Raw genomic sequence first — 13,020 nt, forward strand, 5'->3', positions numbered from 1 at the left:
TTACAATCGCGCCCCCATGAATCTGCCCACCTACACCCGCGCCCAGCAGCTGCCCGCCATCCTGGCCCAGCGCATTGCCATCCTCGACGGGGCGATGGGCACCATGATCCAGCGCTTCAAGCTCAGCGAGGCGCAGTACCGCGGCGAGGGCTACAGCGGCCCCGGCGCCGTGGGCGAACGCTTCAAGGACTTCCACAAGGACGTGAAGGGCAACAACGAGCTGCTGTCCATCACCCGCCCCGACGTCATCCGCGACATCCACGAGGGCTACCTGGCGGCCGGCGCCGACCTCATCGAGACCAACACCTTCGGCGCCACCACCATCGCGCAGGAGGACTACGACATGGCCGACCTGGCGCGCGAGATGAACCTGGCCAGCGCCCGACTGGCGCGCGAGGCCTGCGACAAGTTCAGCACGCCCGACAAGCCGCGCTTCGTGGCCGGCGCCCTGGGCCCGACGCCGCGCACCGCCAGCATCAGCCCCGACGTGAACGACCCCGGTGCGCGCAACATCGACTTCGAGACGCTGCGCGCCGCCTACTACGCGCAGACGGCTGCGCTGGTGGAGGCCGGCTCGGACGTGCTGCTGGTCGAGACCATCTTCGACACCCTCAATGCCAAGGCCGCGCTCTTCGCCATCGACGAGTACTTCGAGGCCAGCGGCGAATGCCTGCCGATCATCATCAGCGGCACCGTCACCGATGCCTCGGGCCGCATCCTGAGCGGCCAGACCGTCACCGCCTTCTGGCACAGCGTGCGCCATGCGCGGCCGCTGGCCGTGGGCCTGAACTGCGCCCTGGGCGCCGCGCTGATGCGGCCCTATGTGCAGGAACTCAACCGCGTGGCGACCGACACCTTCATCAGCTGCTACCCCAACGCCGGCCTGCCCAACCCGATGAGCGAGACGGGCTTCGACGAGACGCCCGACGTCACCTCGCGCCTGGTGCACGAATTCGCGGCCGAAGGTCTGGTCAACATCGTCGGCGGCTGCTGCGGCACCACGCCCGACCACATCGCCGCCATCGGCGCGGCCGTGGGCCCCGTCGCCCCGCGCGGCGTGCAGGGCGCGCGCTTCTATAGCGAAGCCGCCTGAGCGACGTACGACACGGAGCCGCACTCGCTGGCGCAGCACGGCGCAGTGCTCGCCAGACCGGCTTGGCTCAACTCGACTCGAACGGCCGCGGAGCAGGCCACGCCCGTGCACCCGCGGAACCGGCTTTGCCGGGTCGCCGGGTGCGCCCCTTGAGGGGAGGCGCCATCGGCGCCATGGGGTGGTCTTGTGTGTTCGCGGAACCGGCTTCGCCGGGCAGCTGCGCGCGCCCCCTTGAGGGGGAGGCGCCGCAGGCGCCACGGGGGTGGCCTACTTCAACCAGCCTCTTTTACGGAAATAGAGCATCGGCCCAACGGCGCTGGCCACCATCAGCAGCAGCACGTACGGATACCCGAGGCCCCACTCCAGCTCCGGCATGTACTTGAAGTTCATGCCGTAGATGCTGGCGATCAGCGTCGGCGGCAGCAGGGCGACGCTGGCCACCGAGAAGATCTTGATGATCTTGTTCTGGTTGATGTTGATGAAGCCGACCGTGGCGTCCATCAGGAAGTTGATCTTGTCGAACAGGAAGGCGGTGTGGCTGTCCAGCGACTCGATGTCGCGCAGGATCTGCCGCGCCTCCTCGAACTGGTCCGCATTGAGCATGCGGCTGCGCATCATGAAGCTCACCGCGCGGCGGGTGTCCATCACGTTGCGGCGGATGCGGCCGTTCAGGTCTTCCTGACGGGCGATCAGGCCCAGCACCTCGCCGGCGATCTCGTCGCTCACGTTGCCCTTGAGCACCAGATTGCCGGCGGCTTCCAGCTCGTCGTAGATGCCTTCGAGCGTGTCGGCCGAGTATTCGGCGTCGGCGTCGAAGAGCTTGAGCAGCACTTCCTTGGCGTCCTCGATCAGCCCCGGTGCCCGGCGGGCGCGCATGCGCAGCAGGCGGAACACCGGTACATCCTCGTCGTGGATCGAGAACAGCACGCCGCGGCTCTTCAGTTCGGCGTTGTGCTGGTTGAGGATGAAGGCCACGCGCACGCTGCGCGGCTCGTCGGCGTCGGCGATCAAGAAGTCGCTGCGCACATGCAGGTCGCCGTTGTCCTCTTCGTAGAAGCGGGCCGATTCCTCGATGTCCTCGTCGGTCACGTCCTCGGGAATGGACAGGCCGTAGTACTGCTTGACCCAGCGCTTCTCGTCCGGGCTGGGCGACTCCAGGTCGACCCAGATCGGCTGGAAGCGGGACAGCTCCTCCAGCGACTCGATTTCCTCCTGGACGAGGCGGCCGTTGGCGAGCGTGAAGATGTTGAGCATGGCGTGCTCCCCTGAAAGCGAAGGCGTTGCGGGACGAAAGGCGGCGGGAAGGGGGTGGTTGGCGCTTTCAGCCCGCCACCCGCGCACCAGCCGGCACGCGCGACGCGAAGGTCAGAAGGGAGCTGAAAGCTGCCGAGACGGGGAGGTGTCCAAGGTCGGTACTCCGGTAAAGCAGCGGGCGCGATTATGCACCGCAGCAGGGCATTTTCCGGGGCGGTCTGGATGGGCATCCAGTACATTTGTGGCTTCATGTCCACCCTTGTGAACGAAGCGTCCACGGTCGCCGCCGACACCGTGGCCGGACGCCTGGAAGCGGCCCTGGCCGGCCTCAACGACGAGCAGCGCGCGGCCGTGCTGCACGGCGTCGGCGAGCGCGCGGCACCGGGCGGGCCCCTGCTGGTCATCGCCGGCGCCGGCGCCGGCAAGACCAGCACCCTGGCCCACCGCGTCGCCCACCTGCTGGCGGCGGGCGCCGATCCGCAGCGCATCCTGCTGCTGACCTTCTCGCGCCGCGCCGCGCAGGAGCTGACCCGCCGCGCCGGCCTGGTCGCCGCCCGCGTCCTGGGTCTCGCAGAAGGCAGCCTGCCGGCGCTGCCCTGGGCCGGCACCTTCCACGGTGTCGGCGCACGGCTGCTGCGCGACCATGCGGTCCAGCTCGGGCTGGACCCGGACTTCACCGTCCACGACCGCGGCGATGCCGAAGACCTGATGGGCTGGGTGCGCCACGCCCGCGGCCTGTCGCAGACGGTCAAACGCTTTCCGCTCAAGGGCACCTGCCTGGCGATCTACTCGCGAGTGGTCAACACCCGGCTGCCGCTGGCCGAGGTGCTGCGCCAGTCCTTTCCCTGGTGCGCCGAATGGCAGGAACAGCTGCCGGCGCTCTTCGCCGACTACGTCGACGCCAAGGCCCAGCAGAACGCGCTGGACTTCGACGACCTGCTGCTCGCCTGGGCCACGATGATGGAAGAGCCGGCCCTCGCCGCACAGGTGAGCGCCCGCTTCGACCACGTCCTGGTCGACGAGTACCAGGACACCAACCGCCTGCAGGACGAGATCCTGCGCCGCCTCAAGCCCGACGGCCGCGGCGTCACGGCGGTGGGCGACGACGCCCAGGCCATCTACGGCTTCCGCGGCGCGACCGTGCGCAACATCCTGGACTTTCCGGCCGCCTTCGATCCGCCTGCGCGCGTCCTCATGCTGGAGCGCAACTACCGCAGCACGCCGCCCATCCTCGACGCCGCCAATGCCGTCATGGACCATGCGCAGGAGCGCCATGCCAAGCGCCTGTGGACCGACCGCCCCAGCGCCGGCCGGCCGCAGCTGGTGCTGGTGCCCGACGAGGCCCACCAGGCCACCTGGGTGGCCGACCGCGTGCTGGCCCACCGCGAAGGCGGTCTGGCGCTCAAGCGACAGGCGGTGCTCTTTCGCACGGCCAGCCACAGCGCCGCGCTGGAGCTGGAACTGGTGCGCCGCAACATCCCTTTCGTGAAGTTCGGCGGCCTCAAATTCCTGGAGGCGGCGCACGTCAAGGACCTGCTCGCGCTGATGCGCTTCGTGCACAACCCGCGCAGCCGGCTGGCGGGCTTCCGCACGGTGCAGCTGATTCCCGGCATCGGCCCCGCCACCGCCGGCCGGCTGATGGACGCCATGCAGGCGGCCGCCGACCCGGCCGCCGCGCTGGCCGCCTTCGTCCCGCCGCCGATGGTGCGCGAGGCCTGGCAGGACTTCGCCCGCGCCTGGCAGGCGCTCAAGGCCGGCAGCGAGGGCTGGCCGCAGGAGCTGGCCGTCGCCATCGACTGGTACGCGCCGCACCTGGAGCGGCTTTACGAGGCCGCGCCGCTGCGCCTGGGCGATCTGCAGCAACTGGCCGAACTGGCCCGCGGCTACGCGTCGCGCGAGCGCTTCCTGACCGAGCTGACCCTCGATCCTCCCGACGCCACCAGCGACCGGCCCGGCCCGCCGCTGCTCGACGAGGACTACCTCATCCTCTCGACCATTCATTCCGCCAAGGGGCAGGAATGGAATTCGGTGCACGTGCTCAACGTGGTCGACGGCTGCATGCCGGCCGACGTGGCGCAGGGCGCGCACGAGTTGGAGGAGGAGCGCCGCCTGCTCTACGTCGCCATGACCCGCGCCCGCGAGCACCTGCACCTGCTGGTGCCACAGCGCTTCCATGTGACGCAGCAGTCGCGCTTCGGTGACCGGCACCTGTACGCCGGCCGCACCCGCTTCATCCCCGATGCGGACCTGCGCCATTTCGACCGCGTGACTTGGCCGCCACCGCCGCCCGCCGTGCCGCATGCCCCTGTCCCGCCCGAGGTCTTGGACCTGCGCCAGCGTCTGCGTGCGGCCTGGCGCCCGGGCTCTTGAATGCGGGCCCCTGCGCTATCGAAGATGCAGCGGCGCGAACATCTCCTGACGGCGCTCAAATATTCCTCCATTGCAATTCGATGACGCCGCGCGCATAGTGAATTCAACGCACCGACACGCCTTCTTCCCACCCCTGCACATCGTCCCCGCCGACATCCCGCATTGCCTCGCGCATCCGCTTGAGTTCCGCCGGCCGGAGCCTTCCTTTCGAAGAACCGGCCATTTCCCCAACCGTCAATTCCAGGAGGTTTTTTCATGAATTTGACGATCAGCGGCCATCACCTCGACGTCACGCCTTCGCTGCGCAGCTACGTCACCACCAAGCTCGACCGCATCACGCGGCACTTCGACCGCGTGGTGGACGTCAAGGTGATCCTTACCGTGGAGAAGCAGAAGGAAAAGGAACGTCGGCAACGCGCCGAATGCAACATCCACGTGAAGGGCAACGACATGTTCGCCGAGTCCAGCCATGCCGACCTGTATGCGGCGGTGGACGAACTCATGGACAAGCTCGACCGCCAAGTCGTCCGCCACAAGGACCGTCTCCAGGACCATGGCCATCCCTCGCCGAAGCGCCTGATGTGATGTCCCGCAGGCGACATGCCTGCACATGCCGCCGGGCGTCTGCTCGGGGCAAATCCTCTTGAAAAGCCGCCTGTGGGCGGCTTTTCCATGTCTGGTACAAGGGTTAGCCCGGGTGCATAATCGCGCCCCGATTCGCCCCCCACCATGAACCGACTCGCATCCATCCTGCCGTCCGCTCAAGTGCTCGTGAGCGTGGACGCCACCAGCAAGAAGCGTGCTTTCGAGGAAGCGGGCCTGCTGTTCGAGAACCTGCACGGCCTCGGCCGCGCGCTCATCACCGACAGCCTGTTCGCCCGCGAGCGACTCGGTTCGACCGGCCTGGGCCATGGCGTGGCCATCCCGCACGGCCGCATCAAGGGCCTGAAGTCGCCGATGGCGGCGGTCTTCCAGCTGGCCCATCCCATCGGCTTCGACGCGCCCGACGAGCAGCCCGTGGCGTTGCTCATCTTCCTGCTGGTGCCCGAGACGGCCACGCAGAAGCATCTGGAAATCCTGTCCGAGATCGCCGAGATGCTGAGCGACGCGCCCCTGCGCGAGAAGATCAAGAGCAGCGCCGACGCCGGCGAGCTGCATGCCCTGATCGCGGGCTGGCGCTCGGCCCAGGTGGTCTGAGGGGCGCACGCCCCGGGGTTCGCGCCCTTTCCTGCTTTCTCATGACGTCGCGCGGGTGCGCCAACGGGCGTGCGCCTCTGTGGACAATGGCCGCATGAAGCCCACCGTCATCAGTGCCGATGCGATGTTCGAGGATTTCCGCGGCTCCCTGCGCTGGGAGTGGCTGGCGGGCCTCGGCGCCTCGGAGCGGCAGTTCGACCCCGAGGTCATCAGCAATGCCCGCTCGGCCGCCGACCTGGTCGGCTATCTGAACTACATCCATCCCTACCGCGTGCAGATCATGGGCGCCCGGGAGGTCGCGTACCTCACGCGCGGATCGCCCGAGGACTGCGCCCGGCGCGTGGCCCGCATCGTCACGCTGGAGCCGCCCATGCTGGTGCTGGCCGATGGCCAGGCCGCGCCGGACGAGCTGCTGTCCATCTGCGAGCGGGCGCAACTGCCGCTCTTCGCCACCCGCGAATCCTCGGCCTTCGTCATCGACGTGCTGCGGGCCTACCTGTCCAAGCACTTCGCCGAACGCACCTCGATGCACGGCGTGTTCATGGACATCCTGGGCATGGGCGTGATGATCACCGGCGAATCGGGCCTGGGCAAAAGCGAACTGGGGCTGGAGCTGATTTCGCGTGGCAACGGCCTGGTGGCCGACGACGCGGTCGACCTCTTCCGCATCAACCAGGCCACCATCGAGGGCCGGTGTCCCGACCTGCTGCAGAACCTGCTGGAGGTGCGAGGCATCGGCCTGCTGGACATCAAGGCCATCTTCGGCGAGACGGCGGTGCGCCGGAAGATGCGGCTCAAGCTCATCGTTCACCTCGTGCGGCGCGACTCCTTCGAGCGCGACTACGAGCGCATGCCCGCCGAGCCGCTCACGCAGGACGTGCTGGGCGTGCCGATCCGCAAGGTGGTCATCCAGGTGGTGGCCGGCCGCAACATCGCCGTGCTGGTCGAAGCCGCCGTGCGCAATTCCATCCTGCAGTTGCGCGGCATCGACACCTATGCCGACTTCGTCGCCCGCCACCACAAGGCGATGGAAAACGGCGGCGCGTGAGCCGCAGTCCTCCGAATGAACAAAGCCCCGGAAGGGGCTTCGTTCATTGATGAGCCGTTGTTCAGCGGCAGGCGGGCCGTCTTTAGACGGCATCGGCTGGCTCCTGCTTCCCCTGATCAAAAGGCCGCGGAGCAGGCCATGTCAGGGCACCCGAGGAGCTGGCTTTGCCAGGCCTCTGGGTGCGCCCCCCTCCAAGCCGGAGGCGCCAGAGAGGGGGGAGCCGCGTAAGCGGCATGGGGGGTGTTATCGATTCTTGCAGTCGTTGCAGACGCCGTAGAGCGACATGGCGTGATCCTGCAGTTCCCAGCCCTTGTCCTTGGCGATCATCTGCTGGCGGCGCTCGATCTCGGCGTCGTAGAACTCCTCGACCTTGCCGCAGACGGTGCACACCAGGTGGTCGTGGTGCGTGCCCTCATTGAGTTCGTAGACGGCCTTGCCGCTCTCGAAGTGGCTGCGCTCCAGGATGCCGGCCTGCTCGAACTGGGTCAGCACACGGTACACAGTGGCCAGGCCGATGTCGGAGCGCTCGTTCAGCAGCACGCGGAACACGTCTTCGGCCGTCATGTGGCGCTGGCCGCCGGTCTGGAAGATCTCCAGAATCTTCAGGCGCGGAAGGGTGGCTTTGAGGCCGGTGCTCTTGAGTTCTTCGATGTTGCTCATGGTGGAATCCGGCGTTGGCGCGGCGGGTGGCATGCCCGCGCAGCCTGTGGGTCGGAGCCGCCCTGGCAGAGGCCGGCCGCTACAATGCCCGGATCATATCGCCACGCTTTTTCCCCATGCCTGGACAACTTCTCCGCCCGAGCGGCTTTCGTCTGGCGGCCGTCCTGCTGGTCGGCGTCGGCATCGCCGGCTGCAGCAGCACCGGTGAGCGCATGCGCGGCGCCCTCAACGCGATCACGCCCTACAAGGTCGAAGTGGTGCAGGGCAACTTCGTCTCCAAGGAACAGGTGGACGCTCTCAAGGCCGGCATGTCGCGCCAGCAGGTGCGCGAGATCCTCGGCACGCCGCTGCTCACCGACGTCTTCCATGCCAACCGCTGGGACTACGTGTTCACCATCCGGCGCCAGGGCGTCGAGCCGCAGCAGCGCCGCCTGACGGTGTTCTTCGACGGCGACACGCTGGCCCGCTTCGAAGGCGACACCATGCCCTCCGAAGAGGAATTCGTCGCCACGCTGGACACACGCAAGCGCAGCGGCAAGGTGCCCGAGCTGCAGGCCTCGGAAGACGAACTCAAGAAATTCAAACCGGCCGTGTCCGCGTCGCCCACGCAGGACCTGCCGCGCAGCACCCAGCCGCTGCCGCCGAGCTACCCGCCGCTCGAAACCCGCTGAGCCTTCTCCCAGGGCCGCTGGTCGCCGCCGTCGCAACGCGGCCGGCCCGGCGGCCTTCGTTGTTCTTGCCCTCCCGCACCGAAAGCGAACGCGCATGACTGCCGCTCCCGCCGCCTCCTCTCCGTCCACCGTCTCCCACCGCATCGCCGTGGCCGGCGCCTCCGGGCGCATGGGGCACATGCTGATCGAGGCGGTGCGCGCCGCGGACGACTGCCAACTGGCTGGCGCGCTGGACCGCGAAGGCAGCCCCACGCTGGGCAGCGACGCGGGCGCCTTCCTCGGCTTCGCCTCGGGCGTGGCCGTGACGGCCGACCTGCGCGCCGGCCTCGGGGGTGCGCAGTTGCTGATCGACTTCACCCGCCCCGAAGGCACCATGGCCCACCTGGCCGTCTGCCGCGAGCTGGGCGTGCAGGCCGTGATCGGCACCACCGGTTTCAGCGAGGCGCAGAAGGCCGAGATCGCCGAGATCGCCAAGGACATCGCCATCGTCATGGCGCCCAACATGAGCGTGGGCGTCAACGTCACCTTCAAGCTGCTGGAGATGGCGGCCAAGGCGCTTTCCACCGGCTACGACATCGAGGTCATCGAGGCCCACCACCGCCACAAGGTGGACGCGCCGTCGGGCACCGCGCTCAAGATGGGCGAGGTGATCGCCGACGCGCTGGGACGCGACCTGAAGGAATGCGCCGTCTACGGCCGCGAAGGCGTGACCGGCGAGCGCGATCCTTCCACCATCGGCTTCGCCACCATCCGCGGCGGCGACATCGTGGGCGACCACACGGTGCTGTTCGCCGGCACCGGCGAGCGCATCGAGATCTCGCACAAGTCCAGCAGCCGCGCCGGCTATGCCCAGGGCAGCCTGCGCGCGGTGCGCTTCCTGGCCGGCAAGAAGAACGGCCTGTTCGACATGTTCGACGTGCTCGGCCTGCGCTGAGCACGCCGTTCCCTTCACCGCGACCGCGCGAGCAGACGATGGGCGCCCTTTCGCTGCTGGACCAGGCCGACGCCGTCGGCCGCGGCGTCGCCTTGTTGCTGCTGCTGATGTCGGTGGCCAGCTGGGTCACGCTGCTGTGGAAGGCGTGGGCGCTTCGCGGCGGGGCCGGCCGGCTGGCCCGCGCGGTGGCGCTCTTCTGGCAGGCGCCGGACGTGGGCGAGGGCGTGGCCCGACTGGCAGGACTCGACCCGCGCCGCCATGTGCTGCCGCTGGCGCAGGCGGTGCAGTCGCTGCCCGCGCGCACCCAACCCGACACGCTGCAGGCCCTGGGCCAGCCGCAGGCGCCGCTCACCCGCGCGCTGCGCGATGCGCTGCAGGCCGTGCTGCGCCAACTGCAGGCAGGACAGATCCTGCTGGCCACCATCGGCGCCACCGCCCCCTTCGTCGGCCTGCTGGGCACGGTATGGGGCATCCATGGCGCGCTGGTCAGCATCGCGGGTCAGGCGGGCGGCTTCACCATCGACAAGGTGGCCGGCCCGGTGGGCGAGGCGCTGATCATGACCGCCTTCGGCCTGGCCGTGGCCCTGCCGGCCGTGGCGGCCTACAACGTCTTCGGCCGCATCATCGGCCACATGGAGGCCGAGCTCGAAGGCTTCGCGCACGACCTGCTGGCCGTGTTCGCGCCCGAGCCGGCGACGGCACCGCTGCCCCCGGCGCGGCCGATGCCGGTGACCGCCTGATCGCCGCTCTGCCGTTTCCGACCGCTGCGCGAACGCTCATCCCACCCCGCAGGACGAACTGTCACCATGGCCTTCGGCCGCAGCACCGACCGCCTGAACCCGCGCACCGGCCCCGCCGCGCGGCCGATGGCCGACATCAACGTCACGCCGCTGGTGGACGTGATGCTGGTGCTGCTGGTGATCTTCATCGTGACGGCGCCGCTGATGGCCAGTTCGATCCGGCTCGACCTGCCTGCTGCAGGTGCCGCCGCGCCCGTGGAGCAGCCCCGCGCCATCAGCGTGGCGCTGGACGCGCAGGGGCGCCTGTTCGTCGACGACCAGCCCGTGGCCGACACGCAGGCCCTGGCGCAGCGCCTGCGCACCGCCGCCGCGGGCGTGCCGGACATCGAACTGCAGCTGCGTGCCGACCGCAGCCGGCCCTATGGCGAGATCGTCACGCTGATGGACGCCGCGCGTGAGGCGGGCATCCAGCGCATCGGCTTCGTGGCCGAACCGGCGGCCGGACCGAAGCCCGCCACCGCGCCCCGCTGAACGCGGGCCCGACCCGCGGCCTCAGCCCGCCTTGCCCAGCACCACCGGCTTGGTGCGCCAGATGTCGTGCGCGTATTCGGCGATGGTGCGGTCGGACGAGAACGCCCCCATGCCCGCCACGTTCAGGATGGCCTTGCGCGCCCAGGCGTCGGCGTCGCGGTAGAGCGCGTCCACCTCGGCCTGCTTGGCCACGTAGGCCGCATAGTCGGCCAGCAGCAGGTAGTGGTCGCCCCAGTTCACCAGCGTGTCGAACAGGCCCTGGTAGCGGCCCGGCTCGCCGGGCGAGAAGGCGCCCGACTGGATCGCGTCCAGCGTGCGCTTGAGCTCGGCATCGCCTTCGTAGAAGTCGCGTGGCCTGTAGCCCTTGGCGCGGATCTCGGCCACCTGCGGCGTGGTGTTGCCGAAGATGAAGATGTTGTCGTCGCCGACGTTCTCCTTCATCTCCACGTTGGCGCCGTCCAGCGTGCCGATGGTCAGCGCACCGTTGATGCCGAACTTCATGTTGCCGGTGCCCGAGGCCTCGGTGCCGGCGGTGGAGATCTGCTCCGACAGGTCGGCCGCCGGCATGATGATCTCGGCCAGGCTCACCGAGTAGTTGGGCAGGAACACCACCTTCAGCAGCTTGCCCACGCGCTCGTCGGCGTTGACCACCGCGGCCACGTCGTTGATGAGCCGGATCACCTGCTTGGCGGTGAAGTAGGCCGAGGCTGCCTTGCCCGCGAAGATCACGACGCGCGGCACGTGGTGGCCGTGCGGATCGTCCAGGATGCGGTGGTAGCGCGTGATGACGTGCAGCACGTTCAGCAGCTGGCGCTTGTACTCGTGGATGCGCTTGACCTGCACGTCGAACATGGCGTCGGTGTCCACCACCACGCCCATGTGCTGCTCGATCCAGTTGGCCAGGCGCAGCTTGTTCTCGCGCTTGGCATGGCGGAAGGCGCGCACGAAGGTGGGCTGCTCGGCCATGGGCTTGAGGGCTTCGAGCTGCGACAGGTCGCGCCGCCAACCGCGGCCGATGCGCTTGTCCAGCAATGCTGCCAGCGGCGGGTTGGCCTGGGCCAGCCAGCGCCGCGGCGTGACGCCGTTGGTCTTGTTGTTGAAGCGATCGGGAAACAGCCGAGCGAAGTCCGCGAAGATCGACTGCTTCATCAGCTCGGAATGCAGCGCCGACACGCCGTTGACCGAATGGCTGGCCAGCACCGCCAGGTAGGCCATGCGCACGCGGCGCTCGCCCGATTCGTCCACCAGCGACAGGCGGCGCATCAGGTCGGTGTCCTGGCCCACCTCGGCGGCCACCTCGCCCAGGAAGCGGGCGTTGATGTCGAAGATGATCTGCAGGTGGCGCGGCAGCACGCGGCCGAGCATCTCCACCGGCCAGGTCTCCAGCGCCTCGTGCATCAGCGTGTGGTTGGTGTAGCTGAAGACCTTCTGCGTCTGGGCCCAGGCTTCGTCCCAGCCCACGTTGTATTCGTCCACCAGCAGGCGCATCAGCTCGGGCACGGCCAGCACCGGGTGCGTGTCGTTCAGGTGGATGCTGACCTTCTCGTGCAGCTGGTCGAAGCCGGTGTGCGTGCGCAGGTAGCGGCGCACCAGATCCTGCACGCTGGCGCTGCAGAAAAAGTATTCCTGGTGCAGGCGCAGCTCCTTGCCCGAGAGCGTGGAGTCGTCGGGGTAGAGCACGCGCGACACGTTCTCGGAGTGGTTCTTCGTCTCCACCGCCTCGAAGTAGTTGCCGCGGTTGAAGGCCGAGAGGTCGATCTCTTCCGTCGCGCGGGCCGACCACAGGCGCAGCGTGTTGGTGGCCTGCGTGCCGTAGCCCGGGATGATGGTGTCGTAGGCGATGGCCAGCACGTCGTGGGTGCCGACCCATTTGGCGGCACCGTAGGCCTGGCGGCCTTCCACATGGCCGCCGAAGCGCACCCGGTACTTGACCTCGGGCCGCTGGAATTCCCACGGGTTGCCGCGCGTGAGCCAGTAGTCGGGCGTCTCCACCTGCTGGCCGTCGATGATGCGCTGGCGGAACATGCCGTATTCGTAGCGGATGCCGTAGCCCATGCCGGGCACGCCCAGCGTGGCCATGGAATCGAGGAAGCAGGCCGCCAGCCGGCCCAGGCCGCCGTTGCCCAGCGCCGCGTCGGGCTCGCGCTCGGCCAGCGCACTGACGTCGATGTCGAAGTCGGCCAGCGCGGCCTTGACCGTGTCGTACAGGTCGACCGCCAGCAGTGCGTTGGTGAAGGTGCGGCCGATGAGGAACTCCATCGACAGGTAGTACACGCGCTTGACGTCCTGTGCATAGCTGGCGCGGGTGGTGGCCATCCAGCGCTCGACCAGCTGGTCGCGCACGGCCAGGGCGGTGGCGGCGAGCCAGTCGTCCTGGCTGGCGGCCACCGGGTCCTTGCCGACGGCGTACATGAGCTTGGTCGCCACGGAGCGCTTGAAGGCGGCAACGTCACGATCGGGATGGTCGTATTCGAAGTCGGCTGGAGTCATGGCGTTCTTGAAAGCTTTCGTGGATGGGAAGG

At 68.7% G+C, this 13,020-nt stretch carries 12 protein-coding genes; 9 read left to right on the forward strand and 3 right to left on the reverse strand.

Going from position 1 to position 13,020, the window contains the following annotated elements; all coding sequences use genetic code 11:
* Nucleotides 1-16 precede the first annotated feature (16 nt).
* On the forward strand, nucleotides 17-1,093 hold the full coding sequence (locus tag DFR41_RS04410; RefSeq protein ID WP_114801825.1) for a homocysteine S-methyltransferase family protein: 1,077 nt from the start codon (nucleotides 17-19) through the stop codon (nucleotides 1,091-1,093).
* Nucleotides 1,094-1,360: 267 nt separating this feature from the next.
* Here the strand turns inward: DFR41_RS04410 and corA are convergent, their stop codons facing one another.
* A complete protein-coding gene (gene corA, locus DFR41_RS04415; RefSeq protein WP_017760771.1) occupies nucleotides 1,361-2,347 on the reverse strand; it encodes a magnesium/cobalt transporter CorA in 987 nt (328 codons plus the stop codon).
* Nucleotides 2,348-2,596: 249 nt separating this feature from the next.
* On the opposite strand from corA, the gene DFR41_RS04420 reads away from it, so the two are divergent.
* From DFR41_RS04420 to hprK, 4 genes are all read left to right on the forward strand, one after another.
* Nucleotides 2,597-4,717, forward strand: a complete 2,121-nt coding sequence (locus DFR41_RS04420; RefSeq protein ID WP_114802182.1) for an ATP-dependent helicase — start codon at nucleotides 2,597-2,599, stop codon at nucleotides 4,715-4,717.
* Nucleotides 4,718-4,972: 255 nt separating this feature from the next.
* Nucleotides 4,973-5,302: a ribosome hibernation-promoting factor, HPF/YfiA family gene (gene hpf / locus DFR41_RS04425; protein ID WP_114801826.1), complete on the forward strand. Its 330-nt coding sequence runs from the start codon at nucleotides 4,973-4,975 to the stop codon at nucleotides 5,300-5,302.
* A gap of 144 nt (nucleotides 5,303-5,446) precedes the next feature.
* Nucleotides 5,447-5,914 carry a PTS sugar transporter subunit IIA gene (locus DFR41_RS04430; protein WP_043119112.1) on the forward strand — a complete coding sequence of 156 codons (468 nt, stop codon included), beginning with the start codon at nucleotides 5,447-5,449 and terminating at the stop codon, nucleotides 5,912-5,914.
* A 94-nt stretch (nucleotides 5,915-6,008) separates the two neighbouring features.
* Nucleotides 6,009-6,962: an HPr(Ser) kinase/phosphatase gene (gene hprK / locus DFR41_RS04435; RefSeq protein ID WP_043119117.1), complete on the forward strand. Its 954-nt coding sequence runs from the start codon at nucleotides 6,009-6,011 to the stop codon at nucleotides 6,960-6,962.
* Between the two features lie 243 nt (nucleotides 6,963-7,205).
* On the opposite strand, the gene fur is transcribed toward hprK, so the two are convergent.
* Nucleotides 7,206-7,622, reverse strand: a complete 417-nt coding sequence (fur, locus tag DFR41_RS04440) for a ferric iron uptake transcriptional regulator (RefSeq protein ID WP_017757961.1) — start codon at nucleotides 7,620-7,622, stop codon at nucleotides 7,206-7,208.
* Between the two features lie 116 nt (nucleotides 7,623-7,738).
* Here fur and DFR41_RS04445 point away from each other — a divergent pair, with 116 nt between their 5' ends.
* The 4 genes from DFR41_RS04445 (at nucleotide 7,739) to DFR41_RS04460 (ending at nucleotide 10,498) form a co-directional block, all read left to right on the forward strand.
* On the forward strand, nucleotides 7,739-8,293 hold the full coding sequence (locus DFR41_RS04445) for an outer membrane protein assembly factor BamE (RefSeq protein ID WP_043119110.1): 555 nt from the start codon (nucleotides 7,739-7,741) through the stop codon (nucleotides 8,291-8,293).
* Between the two features lie 94 nt (nucleotides 8,294-8,387).
* Complete coding sequence (dapB, locus tag DFR41_RS04450) at nucleotides 8,388-9,227, forward strand: 4-hydroxy-tetrahydrodipicolinate reductase (RefSeq protein ID WP_114801827.1); 840 nt, start codon at nucleotides 8,388-8,390, stop codon at nucleotides 9,225-9,227.
* A gap of 38 nt (nucleotides 9,228-9,265) precedes the next feature.
* On the forward strand, nucleotides 9,266-9,967 hold the full coding sequence (locus DFR41_RS04455) for a MotA/TolQ/ExbB proton channel family protein (RefSeq protein WP_114801828.1): 702 nt from the start codon (nucleotides 9,266-9,268) through the stop codon (nucleotides 9,965-9,967).
* Between the two features lie 66 nt (nucleotides 9,968-10,033).
* A complete protein-coding gene (locus DFR41_RS04460) occupies nucleotides 10,034-10,498 on the forward strand; it encodes an ExbD/TolR family protein (RefSeq protein ID WP_017757957.1) in 465 nt (154 codons plus the stop codon).
* A gap of 21 nt (nucleotides 10,499-10,519) precedes the next feature.
* Here DFR41_RS04460 and DFR41_RS04465 read toward each other — a convergent pair whose 3' ends face one another.
* Entirely contained in the window at nucleotides 10,520-12,988 is a 2,469-nt protein-coding gene (locus DFR41_RS04465; protein ID WP_114801829.1) for a glycogen/starch/alpha-glucan phosphorylase, read from the reverse strand.
* Between the last annotated feature and the right edge of the window lie 32 nt (nucleotides 12,989-13,020).

It is taken from the genome of Pseudacidovorax intermedius (assembly GCF_003350475.1).
Classification (GTDB): Bacteria; Pseudomonadota; Gammaproteobacteria; order Burkholderiales; family Burkholderiaceae_C; genus Xenophilus; species Xenophilus intermedius.

Excerpts from the sequence above, each read along its gene's own strand:
- DFR41_RS04445 (WP_043119110.1), top strand. The coding sequence starts at position 7,739 with ATGCCTGGACAACTTCTCCGCCCGAGCGGCTTTCGTCTGGCGGCCGTC.
- DFR41_RS04460 (WP_017757957.1), top strand. The coding sequence starts at position 10,034 with ATGGCCTTCGGCCGCAGCACCGACCGCCTGAACCCGCGCACCGGCCCC.
- DFR41_RS04410 (WP_114801825.1), top strand. The coding sequence starts at position 17 with ATGAATCTGCCCACCTACACCCGCGCCCAGCAGCTGCCCGCCATCCTG.
- fur (WP_017757961.1), bottom strand. The coding sequence starts at position 7,622 with ATGAGCAACATCGAAGAACTCAAGAGCACCGGCCTCAAAGCCACCCTT.
- hprK (WP_043119117.1), top strand. The coding sequence starts at position 6,009 with ATGAAGCCCACCGTCATCAGTGCCGATGCGATGTTCGAGGATTTCCGC.
- dapB (WP_114801827.1), top strand. The coding sequence starts at position 8,388 with ATGACTGCCGCTCCCGCCGCCTCCTCTCCGTCCACCGTCTCCCACCGC.
- corA (WP_017760771.1), bottom strand. The coding sequence starts at position 2,347 with ATGCTCAACATCTTCACGCTCGCCAACGGCCGCCTCGTCCAGGAGGAA.
- DFR41_RS04455 (WP_114801828.1), top strand. The coding sequence starts at position 9,266 with ATGGGCGCCCTTTCGCTGCTGGACCAGGCCGACGCCGTCGGCCGCGGC.
- DFR41_RS04420 (WP_114802182.1), top strand. The coding sequence starts at position 2,597 with ATGTCCACCCTTGTGAACGAAGCGTCCACGGTCGCCGCCGACACCGTG.
- hpf (WP_114801826.1), top strand. The coding sequence starts at position 4,973 with ATGAATTTGACGATCAGCGGCCATCACCTCGACGTCACGCCTTCGCTG.
- DFR41_RS04430 (WP_043119112.1), top strand. The coding sequence starts at position 5,447 with ATGAACCGACTCGCATCCATCCTGCCGTCCGCTCAAGTGCTCGTGAGC.
- DFR41_RS04465 (WP_114801829.1), bottom strand. The coding sequence starts at position 12,988 with ATGACTCCAGCCGACTTCGAATACGACCATCCCGATCGTGACGTTGCC.